Annotated in this window: 21 protein-coding genes and 1 tRNA gene; 21 read left to right on the top strand and 1 reads right to left on the bottom strand. The window is 61.1% G+C overall.

Translation table 11 applies throughout. The features are described 5' to 3' along the window. Positions 1-266: 266 nt before the first annotated feature. From IAE34_RS23725 to IAE34_RS23630, 20 genes are all read left to right on the top strand, one after another. Positions 267-707, top strand: a complete 441-nt coding sequence (locus tag IAE34_RS23725; RefSeq protein WP_200141391.1) for a pilin — start codon at positions 267-269, stop codon at positions 705-707. A 52-nt stretch (positions 708-759) separates the two neighbouring features. Next, positions 760-835 (top strand) — tRNA-Thr (locus IAE34_RS23720). A gap of 161 nt (positions 836-996) precedes the next feature. Next, positions 997-2,310 (top strand): tyrosine-type recombinase/integrase, encoded by a 1,314-nt coding sequence (locus IAE34_RS23715; RefSeq protein ID WP_200141390.1) that lies wholly within the window; start codon positions 997-999, stop codon positions 2,308-2,310. A gap of 169 nt (positions 2,311-2,479) precedes the next feature. Then, positions 2,480-3,364, top strand: coding sequence for a hypothetical protein (locus IAE34_RS23710; protein WP_200141389.1), 885 nt, complete (start codon positions 2,480-2,482; stop codon positions 3,362-3,364). A 131-nt stretch (positions 3,365-3,495) separates the two neighbouring features. Further along, entirely contained in the window at positions 3,496-3,756 is a 261-nt protein-coding gene (locus IAE34_RS23705) for a helix-turn-helix transcriptional regulator (RefSeq protein WP_200141388.1), read from the top strand. Further along, positions 3,756-4,058 carry a helix-turn-helix domain-containing protein gene (locus IAE34_RS23700; protein ID WP_200141387.1) on the top strand — a complete coding sequence of 101 codons (303 nt, stop codon included), beginning with the start codon at positions 3,756-3,758 and terminating at the stop codon, positions 4,056-4,058. Before IAE34_RS23705 ends, IAE34_RS23700 begins: the two co-directional genes overlap by 1 nt. A 317-nt stretch (positions 4,059-4,375) precedes the next feature. Next, entirely contained in the window at positions 4,376-4,534 is a 159-nt protein-coding gene (locus tag IAE34_RS23695) for a hypothetical protein (RefSeq protein WP_200141386.1), read from the top strand. Further along, positions 4,531-4,863, top strand: coding sequence for a hypothetical protein (locus IAE34_RS23690; RefSeq protein WP_200141385.1), 333 nt, complete (start codon positions 4,531-4,533; stop codon positions 4,861-4,863). Before IAE34_RS23695 ends, IAE34_RS23690 begins: the two co-directional genes overlap by 4 nt. Then, on the top strand, positions 4,860-5,159 hold the full coding sequence (locus IAE34_RS23685; RefSeq protein WP_200141384.1) for a hypothetical protein: 300 nt from the start codon (positions 4,860-4,862) through the stop codon (positions 5,157-5,159). The genes IAE34_RS23690 and IAE34_RS23685 overlap by 4 nt, the downstream gene beginning before the upstream one ends. Further along, positions 5,156-5,371, top strand: a complete 216-nt coding sequence (locus tag IAE34_RS23680; protein ID WP_200141383.1) for a hypothetical protein — start codon at positions 5,156-5,158, stop codon at positions 5,369-5,371. The genes IAE34_RS23685 and IAE34_RS23680 overlap by 4 nt, the downstream gene beginning before the upstream one ends. Beyond that, positions 5,368-5,622, top strand: coding sequence for a hypothetical protein (locus tag IAE34_RS23675; RefSeq protein ID WP_233631337.1), 255 nt, complete (start codon positions 5,368-5,370; stop codon positions 5,620-5,622). The genes IAE34_RS23680 and IAE34_RS23675 overlap by 4 nt, the downstream gene beginning before the upstream one ends. Positions 5,623-5,645: 23 nt before the next feature. Next, positions 5,646-5,927 carry a hypothetical protein gene (locus IAE34_RS23670; protein ID WP_200141382.1) on the top strand — a complete coding sequence of 94 codons (282 nt, stop codon included), beginning with the start codon at positions 5,646-5,648 and terminating at the stop codon, positions 5,925-5,927. Then, complete coding sequence (locus IAE34_RS23665; RefSeq protein ID WP_200141381.1) at positions 5,920-6,147, top strand: hypothetical protein; 228 nt, start codon at positions 5,920-5,922, stop codon at positions 6,145-6,147. The genes IAE34_RS23670 and IAE34_RS23665 overlap by 8 nt, the downstream gene beginning before the upstream one ends. Then, entirely contained in the window at positions 6,144-7,034 is an 891-nt protein-coding gene (locus IAE34_RS23660; RefSeq protein WP_200141380.1) for a toprim domain-containing protein, read from the top strand. Before IAE34_RS23665 ends, IAE34_RS23660 begins: the two co-directional genes overlap by 4 nt. After that, complete coding sequence (locus IAE34_RS23655; RefSeq protein ID WP_200141379.1) at positions 7,021-8,820, top strand: DUF927 domain-containing protein; 1,800 nt, start codon at positions 7,021-7,023, stop codon at positions 8,818-8,820. Before IAE34_RS23660 ends, IAE34_RS23655 begins: the two co-directional genes overlap by 14 nt. 336 nt (positions 8,821-9,156) lie before the next feature. Then, positions 9,157-9,459, top strand: coding sequence for a hypothetical protein (locus tag IAE34_RS23650; RefSeq protein ID WP_200141378.1), 303 nt, complete (start codon positions 9,157-9,159; stop codon positions 9,457-9,459). Continuing rightward, the gene (locus IAE34_RS23645) at positions 9,456-10,055 is read left to right on the top strand and encodes a hypothetical protein (protein ID WP_200141377.1); all 600 of its coding nucleotides are present in this window, start codon (positions 9,456-9,458) and stop codon (positions 10,053-10,055) included. Before IAE34_RS23650 ends, IAE34_RS23645 begins: the two co-directional genes overlap by 4 nt. A 3-nt stretch (positions 10,056-10,058) precedes the next feature. Further along, the gene (locus IAE34_RS23640; RefSeq protein WP_233631335.1) at positions 10,059-11,003 is read left to right on the top strand and encodes a sigma-70 region 4 domain-containing protein; all 945 of its coding nucleotides are present in this window, start codon (positions 10,059-10,061) and stop codon (positions 11,001-11,003) included. A gap of 112 nt (positions 11,004-11,115) precedes the next feature. Then, positions 11,116-14,481 (top strand): phage tail tape measure protein, encoded by a 3,366-nt coding sequence (locus IAE34_RS23635; RefSeq protein WP_200141376.1) that lies wholly within the window; start codon positions 11,116-11,118, stop codon positions 14,479-14,481. Next, positions 14,478-14,777 carry a hypothetical protein gene (locus tag IAE34_RS23630; RefSeq protein WP_200141375.1) on the top strand — a complete coding sequence of 100 codons (300 nt, stop codon included), beginning with the start codon at positions 14,478-14,480 and terminating at the stop codon, positions 14,775-14,777. The genes IAE34_RS23635 and IAE34_RS23630 overlap by 4 nt, the downstream gene beginning before the upstream one ends. Positions 14,778-14,917: 140 nt before the next feature. On the opposite strand, the gene IAE34_RS23625 is transcribed toward IAE34_RS23630, so the two are convergent. Next, a complete protein-coding gene (locus IAE34_RS23625; protein ID WP_200141374.1) occupies positions 14,918-15,520 on the bottom strand; it encodes a hypothetical protein in 603 nt (200 codons plus the stop codon). A gap of 417 nt (positions 15,521-15,937) precedes the next feature. Here IAE34_RS23625 and IAE34_RS23620 point away from each other — a divergent pair, with 417 nt between their 5' ends. Continuing rightward, on the top strand, positions 15,938-16,552 hold the full coding sequence (locus IAE34_RS23620; RefSeq protein ID WP_200141373.1) for a hypothetical protein: 615 nt from the start codon (positions 15,938-15,940) through the stop codon (positions 16,550-16,552). Positions 16,553-17,066 lie beyond the last annotated feature (514 nt).

Genomic DNA, 17,066 nt, shown 5'->3' with positions numbered 1-17,066 from the left:
CCCTTTCACCCGCGCCCCCTGCGCATCCGCCCCTTCCCAGCCATACCACCGCGTCGCCGCCATACCCACCTCCCTGTCGTGCGACAAGCCCGGTAACAGCTTGCCGCGCCCCTCCTGGGGCAAAGATTCCAGACGCTCACTAGAGTAGTGCAGCGGACAAGACGTCCCACCGCGCAGGGGTGACAAAAGGTGTCCATTGGGCTCTACTGCGCGCCAGCCGGCCCCCGACCCGCGTCGCGGCCACACCGACCGACAAGGAACACGTTATGCACAGCCAACGCGGCATCACCCTGATCGAGTTGATGATCGTCGTGGCGATCATCGGCATCCTCGCCACCATCGCCATCCCCATGTACACCAACCACCAGGCCCGCACCAAAGCCGCCGCCGGCCTGCTGGAAATCTCCGCCCTCAAGACCCCCCTGGACCTGCGCCTGAACGAAGGCAAGGACGTCACCGACGTCACCACCCTCGGCGGCCAACCCACCACCGCCCACTGCGCCATCATCGCCACCGGCAACGCCGCCGCCGGCACCGGCAGCCTGGTCTGCACCCTCGCCGACGCCCCCGCCAACGTGCTCGGCAAACGCCTGACCCTCACCCGCTCGGCCACCGGCTGGGCCTGCACCACGGACCTGGAGGCCGACCTCGCCCCCAGCGGCTGCGCCGGTTTGGCGGGGCAGGGCGGTGAGCCGGGTAATAAGTGAGGCGAAACAGAGGTTTGCGTAACGCACGCAGCAGTGGTAGCGTTGCGCACACGCCGGTGTAGCTCAGTCGGTAGAGCAGCGCACTCGTAACGCGAAGGTCGCAGGTTCGATTCCTGTCTCCGGCACCATCCAACTGTTCCGATACGTCTCCCCTTGTATACGGAACCCCCTGAAAAGCCCGCCAAGTGCGGGCTTTCTTGTTTCTGGCTGTCTCGTTCTGTCTCTAGGCATATACCGATTTTAGGTATACGTTAGGGTATACGCCGGTTCGACGAGAAAACGTATACCTATGGCACGCACCGTTACGCCCCTCTCAGACCCCAAATGCGAGGCCGCCAAGCCGCGGGACAAGGACTACACCCTGTTCGACGGCCAGGGCCTGTTTCTGCTGATCAAGAAGAACGGCAGCAAAATCTGGCGCATGAAGTTCAAGCGACCGGATGGCAGGGAGGGGCTGGCCACCTTCGGCAACTATCCCGCACTGACGCTCAAAGCCGCCCGTGAGCGTCGGGCCGAAGCGCTGGAGTTGCTGGCGCATGGTAAAGACCCGATCGAGAGTGCCAGGCAGGGGAAGGTCGAAGCGGCGAATGCGAGGGCCAACACCTTCGGCGTGCTGGCCAAGGACTGGCATGAGGCCTGTTCCAAGAAATGGTCACCAGGCCATGCCGCGACGGTGTGGCGGCGGATCGAAACTTACCTGCTCCCGGCCTTAGGCCAGCGCCCGGTGGCCGGCCTGAAGACCCGCGACTTGCTGGCGCCGCTCAAGGCGGTGGAAAAGCGCGAGGTTCTCGACACTGCCGGCCGGCTACGGCAGTACATGACCGGCATCATGCGCATGGCTGTCCAGCACGGACACATCGACACCAACCCAGCGGTGGACCTCCAGGGCGCAACCGCCACACGCAAGACCGTTCACCGGCCTGCGCTGGCGCTGGATCGGCTGCCTGAGCTGCTGCAAAGAATCGACAGCGACACCGGTCGGCCGCTGACCCGGCTGGCCACCCAACTCACCCTGCTGGTGTTCATTCGATCCAGTGAGCTGCGGTTTGCTCGCTGGCCAGAGATCGACTCCGGTCGCTCCATGTGGGAAATCCCCGGCGAGCGCCAGCAGATCGAGGGTGTGAAGAACTCGCACCGCGGCTCCAAGATGAGCACGCCCCACCTGGTGCCGCTGAGTCGCCAGGCCCTGGCCACGCTTGAGCAGGTGCGCAAGCTCACCGGGCGCTTCGACCTGGTGTTTGCGGGTGATAGCAACCACTGGAAGCCGATGAGCGAGAACACGGTGAACAAGGCGCTTCGGCGCATGGGCTACGACACCAAGACTGAGGTGTGCGGGCATGGGTTCAGAGCCATGGCCTGTTCCGCCCTGGTCGAGTCGGGGCTGTGGAGCAAGGACGCGGTGGAGCGCCAAATGAGTCACCAGGAGCGCAACAGCGTGCGGGCGGCTTACATCCACAAGGCCGAGTACATCGAGGAGCGCCGGCTGATGGTTCAGTGGTGGGCGGACTACCTCGATGCGAACCGCGAGAAGCACGTTACCCCATACGACTATGCGCATCGTGCTGAGCATAATGCCAATGTGGTGCCGATCAAGAGGGCCTGATGCGGGCCTTCCATTGTCCGCATAGACAGATATAGACTGAATGCCATTACTGTTCGGATAGCCAGTATTCGAGCAATCCTCTGTGCCGACCAGCCTAGATTGACATACTCAGGCCGGGTCTCCAGAGGCTACTTGTTCGGTGATGTGCTCAAGCCCTTGGGGATGCTATATGGATGCTGATAATGACTTCGATCCTTTCACGGATGAAGTGCCCTACTTGCGAATAGACAGGCTGAAAAATTTGCAAGTGCGGGCTAAGAATCTAGTCCGACTTAGATCTGAAATTCAGCTCAGAGAGGCGTCTTCGACCATCGAGTGGCTTACCAGTGAATACTTTTATATTGAAAAGGAGAGTTGGATACGCCATCAATTAGAAACTGGAGGGTCAGTCTTACGATTTCTCAGATACGAGGATCGGACTGAGCGTGGATTAAGAGAACTAATAGACCATCATTGTGGATGCGATATCCATCCGAGTGAGCTTGATTTCTCGACCGAAGAAAATACAAGACCGCTGGAAGCTTTAGAGGAGGCCTTGAAGGGATTCAATCTTGACGACCACGACTTTCCTGATGCCAAGCCGTATGAGTACGTCGCCGTTTTGGCATTGATGCTAATTGGCCAGGCTGTCAGGTCTCACCAGGCCGATGATTGGCCTCGTTTTTTACGGGACGATCTACCGATGATGCGGCTCAGCGCGATTGCTAATGACGCTGTGGACATAATGGAGGCTGTTTGCCGAGCTGAGCAATGGAAGGATCAACATGAGGTTTCCAAGAGAGCCATGTTTCTTCTTCAGTTAAATGAGAAAGAACTACCTGAAAAGGTAGAGGAGTTAGCTAGGAAAAAAGTTTCACTGTCCGCTAGTCTTGCAGCGAGCGCTCGTCATAAAGAAACAAGCGAAAGTAAGTTAAAGGCTTTGTCGTGCTGGGATGCGACTGGGGGAAACTTCAGTAGTCGAGCCGCCTTTGCTCGTACCAAGCATAAAGAATATGGCGTAACGGAGAGAACGCTTTACGGGTGGATCGCATCTCACGAACGATCAAGGACCTAAATCGAGCGATAGCGCTATGCGTGCAGACAGTACAGTTTGCGCGCTGACTGTACTCTCTGCGCGCATGCGGGACTGCCGGTAGTCGTTTCGCATCATCAACCTATGCCCGTAATCAATAACGGGATACAGCCATGCGCAACATTCGCCAAATCGAGGCAGGCACCGCCCCTCAGTTCGACCCTGCCAACACAATCATCCGCTTCCCCGAGGTCGAGGCCATCACTGGCCTTGCTCGCGCCACCGTATACAAGCGTCTCAAGGATGATCCGACTTTCCCCAGGCCTGTATCGCTGAGCAACAGCAAGTCGCGGGGCTCGCCCGTTGGTTTCGTTCTGGCTGAGATTCAGGCCTGGGTGCGCCAGCGCATCGCATTGCGCGAGGTGGCTGCCTAATGAGCAAAAGAAAGGCCGACCAACAGGCCAGCCCCAAAGATATGCAGGTCAATGATACCAGCGGTAGCGCGCAACGCACCCGTCTTCTTGCGCACCTGCGCCAGCATGGTTCGATCAACACTTTCCAAGCAATCACGCTGCTGAATATTCTGCGACCAGGGGCGCGGATTTCAGAGCTTCGGGACCAAGGCCACAACATCGTCACCCACCTGGGTACGCTCAAGGATGACCAAGGCCGCGAGCACCCGAAGGTAGCTACCTACTATTTGAGCACCGGCCCGGCGCAGAAGGTGGCCGCATGACGCCGGCGCTCAAGAACCGCGATGAACGGTCGATATTTCTGGTTGCAGGCAATCGTGATGCTCGGTATGGTTCGCCGGTCGCTGCCAATTCAGCGGCCGGGTTTGGCGACCCGACGAAATCAAGGCGCATAGGCGCCCCCATAACGATTGCAGGCGCTTTTTTTGTGCCCGCAGTCCCGTGTTATGGCGGCTGTGCGCGGGAGACCTTCGGGTCTGCCGGGTTCCTTGATTCCCGGTTCGCCAACCTGCGTACAGCTGCCACCCTAAATCGTTTGGCGACGATCAGTGGCAGCTCCTCAAATCAAGGAGCTCGACCCATGCACGCCCTCACTCCGTCCAAAATTCGCTCATACGCCCACCGGCGGCTGGCCCTGGCCGCACTTCGCGCAAACTCTTCTCTATCTGTCCGCCTCGCCCGCTACAACCATCACGCCGAGATCGCCCGCGCTCTGGAAGCGCAAGGCGGTGCCCAATGACTCACATTCAGCAGGCCTCCGAGGCCGTACAGGGCTTCATCCAGTCTCAAGTCGTGGTCACGATCCCTGGGCAACAAGTGTTCCGCCTGCCACCAGTGGTTGGGGTAAACCTTGCAGGCGATATCGCCACCTTGGTGAGCGCGGACTTTCCGCGGGCAGCGGTCAGTATCCTGGGCCGTTGCCGAGGCTCCTTGGCCGGCCTGGACGATGCCATGCGTATGTCGGATGACGTTCGTGCCGCGCTGGAGAAATGCCAGCGTCAGCCGCGCCCAGGCGCCGCGCTGGTTGAGCATTTCAAGGCCGCAAACCAGGTCGGAGGTACCCAATGACTAACTTCCCGGCAGTAGCGGCTCTTGATGGTGAGGTTCTGTCTGAGGCAGTGCTGGATGCTCGCGAGATGTGCTACATGAATTTCGCCCGCGAAGAGCACAAGAAGCTGGAAAAGATCCTGCTGACGCTGGTGATCCCGGCGATGGGCGGGTATGACAACGAGCTGGCCTGCGACATTGCCCGTCATCTCGAGCAGATCCAGTCGTTCAGTGGCAATTATTGCTGGCGCCACCGCCACCTTGGTGCCTCGCATGGTGTTGTTGGCCAGCCTGCTGCTAACGGAGGCCTTGTATGACTTCCGTTATCCAGTTGCCGAGCGATATGCAAGACGATCTGCGCGACATACAAGGCGTGCTGGTACTACTGAGCGTGGCTCTGGCGCTGATCGCCGCACCCACCACGCCAGTCATCGTCGCCCGCGTCACCGCCGTGATAGCGCAGCACACCGCCATGGCCTGGGCCGAACTGCTGGATGGCGTGATTGCTGAGCAAGGAGGTGATCTGTGACTACTGAGGCAAAGACCAGCCACCTGGACCACCGGTCAATCGCCAAACGTATCGAGGAGTCGCTTGATGCCATTGGCATTTTGGCCGAGGTGCTGCTGAAAAACGGTGGGCGGAAGGGCAACCCTGACGATGCTTCAGATCCGATTGATGACCGCGGCGAGTCGGGTATTCAGTCGGCGATCAGCATTATCGCCTGCCTGGCCCATCGCGACTTTTGCGTGCTTGCAACCGACCTGGGCATCCCGGAATAGGCCCTTAGCTCAAGGATAAGACGATGAAAATTCAAAACAGCGCGCAAGCGCTGACGGGATCGGCTTGCCCGAAGAAAGCCACCGAGCTGTTTTACGTTAGTCATCCGAAGGCCGAACGGGCCTTGCTGGGGCCATTCCTGAGCCAGGCCGATGCTGAGTGCGGGCGATTGGTGCTGCGCAGCACCGATGCCCTGGTGACGGCCTGTCTCGTCGACTCGCTGGACGAGATGACCTACTGGCACGCGGCGAACAATGGTCAGGTCTGCCGGGCCTTCGCTGGCACCTTGGGAGTGAGTCATGAGTAAGGTCACGCCCATTCGCCGGAAGGGCGCCGGTGGTCCGCCGACTGCTGGCACTCACATCGACAGCGCCAGCTATGCGCTGCTGGTGGAAACCCTGGTGGGCTTGCTGGAACTGCGCATCGCCGAGAGTAATGCCGGGCGTCAGTGCCCTGAGCTGGAGCGTCTGACCAATCAACTGGAGCGGCTGGCCCAGCGCTTCACGCCGCCGCAGGGGGCCGCATGACCGACGCGACAATCCTTTTCCGTGACGCACTCCAGTCGACCTATGGCCCGCTCGACTGGCTGCCCCTAGACGATGGCGCTATCCATCGCTTCCACGTCCCCGGCGACAAGCCCAGCACGCTCAACGGCTGGTACTGCCTGTTTGCCGATGGCATCGCCTCGGGGGCGTTCGGGAGCTGGAAGACGGGCGTCACCAACACCTGGTGTAGCCGTGAGCCGGTCGACGCCCGCGAAGTCGAGCAGGTGCGCCAGCGCATCGAACAGGCCCGGCGCCAGCGGGAGGCCGAACGGCAGCGGCGCCAGCTCAAAGCGGCGGGTCTGGCACAGCGCTGGTGGCGTGACGCTCGCCGCGCTGACCCGGCTAACCCCTACCTGGTCGCCAAGGCCATTCGAGCCCACGGCCTGCGCCAGCGTGGCGACGACCTGCTGATCCCCCTATACGCCGGTGGTGTGCTGGTGAACCTGCAACGGATCGCCCCGGACGGCGGCAAGCGATTCCTGTATGGCGGGCGGATCAAGGGCGCCTACTCGCCTATGGGACGGATCACGCCGGGCAAGCCTCTATGCGTCTGCGAAGGCTGGGCGACGGGTGCCACGCTCCACCAGAGCGGCTACACGGTCGCTTGCGGGATGAATGCCGGGAACCTGAGGGCGGTGGCGCTGGCGCTACGGGCGGACCACCCCGATATCGAAATCATCATCGCCGGCGACGACGACCGACAGACCGAGGCTGAGGGCAAGGGCAACCCAGGGCGCACCGCCGCCAATGAGGCCGCAGTCGCGTGCGCTGGCTTGGTCACCTTCCCCGAGTGGCCAACCGACGCGCCGCTGACCCTTTCCGACTTCAACGACCTCGCCGCCTGGAGGTGCCGCCATGTGCCCGCCTGATACCAACGTCATCAACCTGCGCCCCGAGGCACCCAAGGTCGAGCCAGATCGTCCGTGCTGGGGCGTGTACGAACACTGGGTCACCAACGAGAAGGGCCGCAGGCTCAAGCCCGGCGTTTACTGGCACGGCTTCAAACGTAGCGCCGGCGATGACGACAGTGACGACGACAAGGCAGACCGCCCGATCACTGACGAGTGGATCGCCACGCCCGTGATCGTTGCAGCTCGCACCACCAACAGCGACGACGGCAGCGAGGGTCGATTCCTGCGCCTGCTCACCGAGAGCGGCCCCAAGGAGTGGATCATCCCCATGGAGGTGTTCGGCGGCAGCGGAGAGGACGCCAGGCGCACGCTGTTCGGCATGGGCGTCATCATCGCGCTCAAGAAGCGCGGCCAGTTCATGGAGTACCTGCTGGACCAGCGCCCTGCAGAGGTGTTCGCCACCACCTGCCGCCCTGGCTGGCATGAGTCGGGTGCGTTCGTGCTGCCTGGGCGCACCCTCGGCAGCGACAAGGTGCGCTATCAGGCCAGCGCCAGGGGGCAGAACCTATTCAGCGTGCGCGGCAGCCTGGAGGGCTGGAAGGCTGATGTAGCCGCCAAGTGCGAGGGCAACCCGGTACTGACCCTTGCCATCGGCTGCGCCCTCGCTGGGCCACTGCTGAGCCTGGTAGGCGTGTTGGGTGGCGGCGTTCACCTGGTGGGCGACAGTTCCAGCGGGAAGTCGCTGGCGCAACTGATCGGATCGTCCGTATGGGGTGACCCCGGCATATTCGCCGCATCGTGGGACATGACCAAGGGCGGCTTAGAGATCGAGGCTTCCAGCCGTAACGACACCATGCTGCCATTGGACGAGATCAAGCGGGCCGATCCTAAGCGCGTCCAGGAGATGGCGTACTCGCTCGCCAACGGCCAGGGCAAGGGCACCATGACACGTGACCGGGAGGCACGCGGCAAACTGAGCTGGCGCCTGCTGGCGCTCTCCAGCGGCGAACGCTCCCTGTCCGAGCATGCGGCCATCAGCGGGAATGCCGCCCATGCTGGCGCTGAGCTGCGCATGGTCGACGTGAATGCCGGTACCCGCACGCACCGCGCCTTCGATGAATTGCATGGCCTGGAGGGCGCCGACTTCCACCGTCAGCTCACGGTGGCTGTAGGAGCGAACCATGGGCACATCGGGCCGGCCTTCGTGGAGAAACTGCTGACCAGCGATGACCGCCCCGGCCTGCTCGAGGACTTCGCCGGTATCCGCGCCCAATTCGTCGAGGACAACGCCCAGGCCGGGCGGGTGGCGGATCGCTTCGCAGTGATCGCCCTAGCCGGAGAGATGGCGATTGCCTACGGCCTGCTGCCCTGGACGCCGGGCACCGCTCTGGCCGACTGCCAATTGCTGTATGGCGAGTGGCTGAGCCGGGTGGGTAGCGGAAATGCCGAGGACCGCCAGATCCTGGCCGGCATCCTCGACTTCATCGACAAGCACGGCAGCAGCCGGTTTTCGGACGTAGAAGACCAGACGCCGGACACCAAGGTGTTCAACCGCGCCGGGTACTGGGAGGTGGTGGGCACCAAGCGGCTGTATCTGTTCAACAAGTCCGCACTGACTGAGGCCGCCCACGGGCACGGGCTGGCGCGTGTCGTGAAGGCGCTGGAGGGCGCTGGTGCGCTCGCCAAGCACGACACCGACCGGGACAGCCGCAGGACCAAGAAATACCGTCTGCCCGCTGGTGGGTCTGCCCGCCTTTATGTGATCGACGCCGAAGCCATGGACGGTGAAGGCGGTGCCCTATGACCGCCATCACCATCCAACGCCAATGCCCAAATACACAGGAACCTAAAAATGTGGGGAACAGGGGGAACGGGGGAACAGCCAGTAAATACGCGGCCTGTAGCCGTTCCCCCTTATTGAAGTGTTGGGGAACAGGGGGAACACAAACATGGTTTTGAGTATAAGCGCCTGTACCTTTCCTGATGTTTGGTTATCACTGTTCCCCCGTTTTTCGGGTGGGGAACACGTACCCCCGCTGGAGGCCCCGGAACTACTGGGCGTTCCCCGCGTTCCCCCGTTCCCCCGATTTTTTTTCACAGACACATTTGGGCGTTATGGGAATCCGGGTGAGGTGACACCATGAGCCTCCTTGCTGACCTGCTCAATCACATGCCGCCGAACGTTGCTTGCGCTGGCAAACCACCCATGGTGAAACGCGCCCAGGATCGTCCGCGCTTGGTGCTGGTCGAGCCTGTCCATTTGCCCTCTGGCCCTTACGCCAACGCCGCCAATGCCACACCTGAATGGCGCCAGGCCCGCGACCAGTACATCAGCCATGTGATGACCTGCCGGGGCTGCTATGCGCCTGCTGGCCGCCATTGCCTGATCGGTACTGAGTTGCGCGCCACCTACGACAACACGCCCATGGAGGCCCGCCCATGACGCCAACACCGACCATGCGCCTGTGCGATATCGCCATGAAGCCCGGTATCAGCACCAGCACGCAGCTCATCACCACCCGGCGCATCTGCCGCAACATCAGCCGCAACCTCGATGCGATCCACGCGGAGCGACGTGCCATGCGCCGCCAGGCTGGCAAGCTGAAAGCGTTCCTGCCGTTCACTCGACAGGCCATTGCAGATCTGGAAGAGCAGGCGCAGACGCACCGATCGGTTGAGCGCGCCAAGGCGCTGGTGGCGCTCGCGGGCTTCGGTCAATCGCTGTTGTTCGACCGTGACAGCCTGGCCCAGGCCCTGGGGTTCGAGCGCCTGTGCGACCTGCTGAACGTGAACACCGTGGAGCGCCAGAAGGCCAGGCGGGATGGCATCACCTCTCTGAACGACCTGGTGTTCACCCATGCGCTGGAGGACAGCGCAGAGCGCCGGCGGCAGGAGTGGAATGAAGCGCCGCTGTTCAACGCCTGTCACGCCGCCATGGCGGACTTCATCAGGGATTGCCCTGACGGGGTGTTACCAGACCCGTTCGCACCAGGGGCGCCACTCGGGCCGAAGCTGCCACCCAAGCTGAGCGTGGTGTAAGCCATGGGCGCACCAGCAATGAAACAGGCGGATTCACCCGCCAAGACGAAACAGCGGGTTTCAGACGAGCAGCGCCAGCAGGTGCTGGAGCTACGCCGCCGTCACTCGCTGCGTGAAGTGGCCGAGATCACCGGCCTGCCGCTGGGAACGGTGAAGACCCTGGTTTCACGCTCCGGGGCATTCCGCGATAACGAGCAGCACCGCGCTCTGTTCGCCCTGCCGCCGATCAGCGCCAGCACCGAGACCTTGCCGAGCCTGCCCGAGCTGCCGCCACAGGAGGCCGTCACCGGCGACAAGGAGGTGGATGCGGTGCTCTGGCTGCGATCGATCATCAGCACCGGCCAGGCCGCCCTGATTGAGCGGGCCATGGAGGGCGCCAAGAAGATCAAGACTCCGCTCGATGCGTTGGAGAAGCGGTACCGGGATTACCTGATGGCCGCCAACCCCGGCCACCCATTCGCCGCCATGTCGTCGTTCGGCTTCGCTGACCTGGATGCTCTGGCCACTCGGGCCATCGAACAGCACCGGTTGAGGTTGGAGGGTGCTGCCCGCTTCGGTGACGACCTGCTGGCCGACACCGACGCCGAGGCGTTCTGCATCGGCGCCCTGGCAAGCCTGGAGCGAAGCGGCCCCCTGCTGGACTTCGACAAGGGACAGGTAGCCGCCCGGTTCAACGCTCACGCCGAACTGCTTCCGCACACCCTGGCGGATTGCCTGTACGAGCTCGACTACTGGGACCACCTCTATCGCCTGCGCAACGCCGCAGACCGATACGCCAGCGACGGGCTACCCGAGGCGACGGCGCGGGACTGGTTTGTGTTCGGCCTGCTGGCGCAGATCAGGCCCCGCAACAAGGCCGAGGCGCTGGCGGTGTTCCGCTACTTGGTCGCTAGCCAGCGCGACGACATGCCGGAGTCAGAGGCAATTCTCTGCAACCTGATCGGGTAGACGGGAGCGCCATCAGTTGCAACACAGAGCAACACCCACGGGCACTGCCCATGATCGGCGCCAGCGGCGCCATGGAGAACGCTATGAACGCTGTACAAGCAAGGGGTGACACATGACAAGTATTGCTGAACTTGGAATACGGATCGACAGTGGAGACGCCACCCAGGCCGCCACAGACCTCGACAAGCTGACAGATGCTGGTAAGCGCAGTGAGGAGTCGGCAGGCAGGACTGGGCGAGCTTGGGAATCTGCGCTGGCAGGTATGCAGGGCGACACGCGCCAGATTGTGGTGGAGCTTCAGCAGCTCAACCAGAAGCAGGCTCAGTTGGCGCAGCAGATGATCACCGTGGGGCACGCTGTTACCACTGCCTCAACGGCGTTCAGTGGTGCTGCCGCCAATATGACGGCCATGCGTGCGGGGGCTGAAAAGGCTGGCCAAGCCCAGACGGTGCTATCGACCGCTAACGAAGCTGCGGCGCAAACCGGGCGCGCAGCGGCTGAGAGCGCAGAGCAGCAGCAAGCCCGGCTGTTGGGAATGGCCAAGGCCTCGCTGGAGGCCAGCGAGTATGTCCAGACACTAAACCGCGCCACACAGCAGACTGTCGAGATCACTCGCCAGGCCAACACTGTGCTGTCTGATCGCGCCAGTCAGCAAGCCGCTGTAGCCAGTAGGGCACAGACGATTCTGGCCAACGAGGATCGGCTGGCCGCAGCGTCCAAGGCGACCGCTGCCGCCCAGCGTGACGAGGGCAAGGCCCTTGGCGAGTTGCTCGGCAAGATTGACCCGACAGTGGCCGCCTTGGGGCGCTTGGATGACATGGAGCGCAGGCTGCAGGGGTACCGGTCTTCCGGTGCGCTGGATGCTGAGACGTTCACCGAGTATCAGACGAAGCTCAACCAGGCCCGCACGGCCTTGGGTGGTGTAGACGCGGCCCTGGGCAAAACCGGGATGAGCGCGAAGCAGACCGCAGCCGCAATGCGGATGTTGCCGGCGCAGTTTTCGGACGTGGTGATCAGCCTGCAAGCCGGCCAATCGCCGCTGACCGTTCTGCTTCAGCAGGGCGCCCAGGTCAAAGACTCGTTCGGCGGTGTTGGTGCCGCTGCCCGGGCCATGGGTGGCTATGTCGCCGGACTGGTTACGCCAGTCAGTGCGGCTGCTGCCGCTGTAGGCGTCTTGGGCTTTGCTGCCTACCAAGCAGGTAGGGAGCAAGACACATTCAATCAAGCCATCATCCTGACGGGCAATTACGCAGGGACCTCTGGTGCCAAGTTAACAGACCTGGCCAGGCAGATCAGTAGCACGGTAGGCACCACAGGGGCTGCCGCTTCCGTGCTGGCGCAGATGGCCGGTGCTGGTGACCTGGCCGGCGAGAGCTTCAAGATCGTTGCCACTACGGCGCTCGAGATGGAGAGGGCGACTGGGCGAGCAGTGGAGGAGACGCTGGCGGATTTTCGCAAGATCACGGATGACCCGGTGAAGGCTGCCGAGGACTTGAACAAGCGCTATCACTGGCTGACGGCATCTACGCTTGAGCAAGTCCGGGCACTGGTCGAACAGGGCGACAAAACAGAGGCGGTGAAGCTGATCACCGAGCAGTTCGGCGAGACCATGACCCGTCGAGCGCAGATCATCAGGGAGGAAATGAGCGGGCTGCCCAAGCTGTTTGACGACATTGGCGAAGCGGCCAGCCGGATGTGGGATGGCGTCAAGGGCGTTTGGCGTGACCCGACGCTGGATGACACAGCGGAGCGGCTGCGTCTCCAGATCCGGTCCATGGAAAACATCCAGGAGGACTTCCGTAACGACGGCAACTACGACCCCAAAAAGCTGAAGTCTTGGAGGGCTAAACTGGCCGAAATCGAAGGCCTCTCGAAGCCTGCTGGCGGCGTAGTGAGCATTCAGGGGCAAGGCGATAACGATAAGCTCAATGCGATGCTTGATCGTGCTGCTCCGAAGGCTGAGAAGCTGGCGGATCGTATGAAAGAGATTGATCGTCTCGTGGCCTCGAACCGTAAGCAGGGCTTTACGGTCACAGATGAGCAAGTCGAGCAGTTGCGCGCTCGAGCACGGAAAGACTTCAAGGAGACGAAGACACCTACAACCCCAGTAAACCTCACGGATGTGAAGGATTCACGCAACGCCTTGTCCATGATCCTTTCCGACTATCGCGGGTACGAGAAGGAACTGAACGCGATCCAGAAGTCCGGCGTGATTTCGCAGGAGGCGGTGTACGCGCAGCGGTTGGCCTTGGCCAAGCAACAACGGGCCGATGTGACGAGCGCCTACATGGAGGAAATCCAGGCGCTAGAAGAGGCCAAAGGGCGGGCGTCCACTACCGGCGAGCAGCGCATTCAACTGGACCAGCGAATCGCCAAGGCTCGCTCTGACATGGTCCGCGCCCAACGGGAGGCTGACTCCGATCTGGCGGTGCTGGCCACTGCTGAAATAGGTCGCCAGGAGAAGCAGACGGCTGCCTCAGAAGCGTTCGTCAATCAGCTTGAGCGTGAACGCCAAGCGCTTGCAACACGAGGTGATCGAGCTGCTGCTAGCATAGGCTTGGGCGACCGCCAGGCTGGGCTACAGCGCGAGTTGGATGATGTGACGGACAACTTCAACCGTAAGCGCGAAACGCTCCTCGATCGCCGGCGTACCGCGCCCGATAAGTACACGGAGCAAGACCACCTGAGGGATCTTGCTGAGCTCGAAGCAGCAGAGAACAAGTACCGTGACACCGTTCTGACGAACTACGACAAGATGACCGCGGCTCAGAGCGACTGGCGCAACGGGGTTAGCTCAGGGTTTGAGAACTACCTGGACAACGCTCGAAATTTTGCCGCTCAGGCGCAGACGGTCGTCAGTGGTGCGTTTGAAGGGATGGAAGATGCCGTGGTTACTTTCGTGAAGACCGGCAAGCTATCGTTCAAGGACTTCGCCGACCAGGTAGTTTCGGACCTGATCCGTATCCAAGTGCGGCAGGCAGCTGCTGGCTTCTTGGGCTCAGCTTTGGGTTTCCTTGGAGGCGGCAGCCAGGCGCTTGGCCAGGGCACCATGACCGGCTTCAGTGAGTCGATCCCGCCAGGCACCTTCAGCAGTGGCGGGTATACAGGCGACGGCGGCAAGTACCAGCCAATGGGCGTGGTTCATGGTGGCGAGTTCGTATTGCGCAAGGAAGTGGTGGCACAGCCAGGGATGCGGCACTACCTGGATCGGCTGAACCAGAATGGCTATGCCGACGGCGGGTTCGTCACTCCACTCAAGCCGCCAGTGGCTTCTTCCAAACCGATGCAATCCTCGGTCTCTGTGGATGGACTGCCCCCGATTATCAACCAGATCGAGATTCACGGAAACCCAGATGAAGCCCAGCTTGCAAGGACGGAGGAGTCGGTGACCCGTGCATCGAATCGGGCGTATCAAATGATGCTGTCCGATCTGAAGAAAAATGGACCAGCAATGCAGCTCATAAGGAGAAACCGGTGAAAGTGTCTGACTTGGATATGGCAAGGCTCGTGGATGCCGTCAGCGATGCGATTTTCCCAATCGTCTTCGAAGGGGTCGGCGATCACACTCCTCCAAGCGAGCTGCGGGAGCGTGCCAACCTTAGCTCTGAGGTGATGGGGCGAATCATGGGGGTACTTCTCTGTGGTGATGAGGTTGATCAGCAGGTTTTTGACTTGATCGACCGCGGGGTGACGCATATGAGGGCAAGCCACAGCAAAAGGTTTGACGAACTGCTGGGCCCAGGAGGAGCCTTCAGCAAGCGGCATGATTTGTGAGGCCTAGGCTTTCATAGTTATGTGACTCTCGCTCAGCGCCAACCGTGCAGGAATGAAGAGGCCGCCTGGAGGGGCGGCTTTGTCACTTGCGGGGCTGACGAATCCTGGTTGGCCGAGGAAATCGATGGTCTACATTCCATTCACTGGTTACCGAAGACATATGTTTGGAACGTCTCGACATAGGGAGTGTACTGCTTCGTCCAGGCATCGCCGCCAGTTACCCGGCTGGCCTCATCGTAGAGATACACCTGAGATACTCTCCAGCCACTTGGTGTCTTCTCAAGCAGGTACTTGAACCGTTCACCGCGGTTACGGCGCTTATCATCCTCGAGCGTTCGACTTGCGCTGGATGGAGTGACATTGACGATCTTTGCCAGTGCAATCGCCCTGGTATCGGTTTCTTGCTTCACTTCCATGATTTCGCGCTCATAAATCGATCCCGCGCAGATAGCTTTACGGCTGTTCACCGACTGCTCAACCTCACCAGTAGAAACACTTGCCATGTCGAAGTCGTTTGCATGCTCTTTGGCGTAGGCCTCACAACGCGCCAAGCCGATGGCGGATTTCGTATCCAGGTATCTCCACCACGACTTCAAGGCCTGATCGGGAGACGTGGTGTTGATCTCGAAGTCATAGCCGATGGTCGCTGCTGGCGCCTGGGCTGGTGTGCCCGAGACCGATGGGGCCTTGTCGCAGGCCGTGAGGATCAAGCACAGGGGTAGGAGGGCAAGTGCCTTTCTCATAAAGTCCATTTCTCGCTGGCGGGTAATGTCGTGGCATTCTGCCAACCGGGCGGCCTGCTGGCTAGGCGAACGACCTGGTGATGAGTGCCAGCAAAAGCCCGCGCCACGAAATGCGACCTCACAGTTTTGTGGCGCGAGACAGATCAAAACGTCTGACTCGGACCATTCCGTCTGCCTCGTTGAGCTGGCCATGCATAGACAGTAACCAACGGTGGTAACCGCACCTCGTAACCAGCCTGGCCGTGGTTACTGGTCATCACCGCCACGTCCTGTGCCAGCGTCGGACTTGGGCACCTGATCATAGGCACCGGGTGTGCCGGCAAATTGCTTGTCGCAGCAAAGCAAGCCGGATGGCTGCCTGATATAGTGCCCGCTGGCAATTGGCCGCAAATTTTCTGCTGAACAAGGAATGTGAAATTGAAAAAAACCGCCCTTGTGTTGCTCGCACTGGTGATGAGCGGTTGCGCAACTGGTCCCGGCCAATCAGTCGAGTGGATCACAGTCCGTGACACCGACCAGTTCACTGACAAATCCACCTGCGGCGTTACCGTAGGGAGCTTCTACACCGCTAGAGGCGTGTATACCGTTTCCAACAACTACTACCCATACATCGAGTCGGCGAATGGAGAGTTGCGAGTAGGGATTCGCAGCGGTGGTCGCTTCAAGATACCAGTAGGGAATGTGCAGCTCAGGATCGACCAAAACCCTGCGTGGACCATTGCAACGGGCGAGACCCCAGTGGACTACGTTCCGGATGGTCAGTTGAAGGCTATGCAGGCCTATGCCGGTGATGCTAAACAGCAGCAGATGCTGGAGAGCACCTACAAGGCCGCTATGCAGGCGTCTGTTCAAGCTATGTCGCCTTTCACGGCTGCTACCGGTGAGAAGGCCGAGAAGATATTGGCGCAGATGAAGACAGGAAAGGTACTGATCTATCGGACACTGGGCCTGAACCAAGCTGCCAGCACCACCGGTGAATACGCTCTCGACCAGTCGCTCAACAAGGCGCTAGCTGACTGCGGTATCAAGTGAAGGATTGATCGTTGACTTCGATGGCGGCGCCGGACCGTTCTGATGTCAACATTTGTCAACTTCTGGCCGGGTAGCTGGCGCGGAACAGATCGCCCGGTATCCAGCCTGGTATCCACGAAATGGGCAGCTCCAGCAGGCAGTGCCAGGCCTAGTTCGCGCAGCGCTTCACGCACGATCGTCACGCAGTCGGAGTGCGCAACCATCCGACGGTACGCAGCCAGGTACGCACTGCTGGTTCGCACTCTGGCGCTGGTGCTGGGCCAGTTCGCACCAGTGGTCCGCACTCAGGTTCGCAACCCTCTATGCGCGAACCTTTCGTGCGAACCTGGGAGGCCTGCCTGTTGAGAAATGTTGAGATTGCCAGGTGGTGGTTTCCACTGTGGTTTCCACGCAATGGGAAGCTTCAGTAGGCAGTGCCGGGCCTGTTTCGCTTTCCACCTTCACGCAGGCGCAGTGCGCGAAGCCTGTGGGGTACGCGGCCGGGTACGCGCTGGGCCAGTTCGCACCGGTGGTT

Origin of the sequence: Pseudomonas sp. S30 (assembly GCF_016518545.1) — a bacterium.
Classification (GTDB): domain Bacteria; phylum Pseudomonadota; class Gammaproteobacteria; order Pseudomonadales; family Pseudomonadaceae; genus Aquipseudomonas.
Note: the sequence above shows the minus strand (reverse complement) of the source record. Positions and strands in the feature narration are given on the sequence as shown.

Excerpts from the sequence above, each read along its gene's own strand:
- IAE34_RS23700 (WP_200141387.1), top strand. The coding sequence starts at position 3,756 with ATGAGCAAAAGAAAGGCCGACCAACAGGCCAGCCCCAAAGATATGCAG.
- IAE34_RS23710 (WP_200141389.1), top strand. The coding sequence starts at position 2,480 with ATGGATGCTGATAATGACTTCGATCCTTTCACGGATGAAGTGCCCTAC.
- IAE34_RS23655 (WP_200141379.1), top strand. The coding sequence starts at position 7,021 with ATGTGCCCGCCTGATACCAACGTCATCAACCTGCGCCCCGAGGCACCC.
- IAE34_RS23660 (WP_200141380.1), top strand. The coding sequence starts at position 6,144 with ATGACCGACGCGACAATCCTTTTCCGTGACGCACTCCAGTCGACCTAT.
- IAE34_RS23695 (WP_200141386.1), top strand. The coding sequence starts at position 4,376 with ATGCACGCCCTCACTCCGTCCAAAATTCGCTCATACGCCCACCGGCGG.
- IAE34_RS23680 (WP_200141383.1), top strand. The coding sequence starts at position 5,156 with ATGACTTCCGTTATCCAGTTGCCGAGCGATATGCAAGACGATCTGCGC.
- IAE34_RS23715 (WP_200141390.1), top strand. The coding sequence starts at position 997 with ATGGCACGCACCGTTACGCCCCTCTCAGACCCCAAATGCGAGGCCGCC.
- IAE34_RS23645 (WP_200141377.1), top strand. The coding sequence starts at position 9,456 with ATGACGCCAACACCGACCATGCGCCTGTGCGATATCGCCATGAAGCCC.
- IAE34_RS23625 (WP_200141374.1), bottom strand. The coding sequence starts at position 15,520 with ATGAGAAAGGCACTTGCCCTCCTACCCCTGTGCTTGATCCTCACGGCC.
- IAE34_RS23640 (WP_233631335.1), top strand. The coding sequence starts at position 10,059 with ATGGGCGCACCAGCAATGAAACAGGCGGATTCACCCGCCAAGACGAAA.
- IAE34_RS23665 (WP_200141381.1), top strand. The coding sequence starts at position 5,920 with ATGAGTAAGGTCACGCCCATTCGCCGGAAGGGCGCCGGTGGTCCGCCG.
- IAE34_RS23690 (WP_200141385.1), top strand. The coding sequence starts at position 4,531 with ATGACTCACATTCAGCAGGCCTCCGAGGCCGTACAGGGCTTCATCCAG.
- IAE34_RS23635 (WP_200141376.1), top strand. The coding sequence starts at position 11,116 with ATGACAAGTATTGCTGAACTTGGAATACGGATCGACAGTGGAGACGCC.
- IAE34_RS23705 (WP_200141388.1), top strand. The coding sequence starts at position 3,496 with ATGCGCAACATTCGCCAAATCGAGGCAGGCACCGCCCCTCAGTTCGAC.
- IAE34_RS23725 (WP_200141391.1), top strand. The coding sequence starts at position 267 with ATGCACAGCCAACGCGGCATCACCCTGATCGAGTTGATGATCGTCGTG.
- IAE34_RS23670 (WP_200141382.1), top strand. The coding sequence starts at position 5,646 with ATGAAAATTCAAAACAGCGCGCAAGCGCTGACGGGATCGGCTTGCCCG.
- IAE34_RS23685 (WP_200141384.1), top strand. The coding sequence starts at position 4,860 with ATGACTAACTTCCCGGCAGTAGCGGCTCTTGATGGTGAGGTTCTGTCT.
- IAE34_RS23650 (WP_200141378.1), top strand. The coding sequence starts at position 9,157 with ATGAGCCTCCTTGCTGACCTGCTCAATCACATGCCGCCGAACGTTGCT.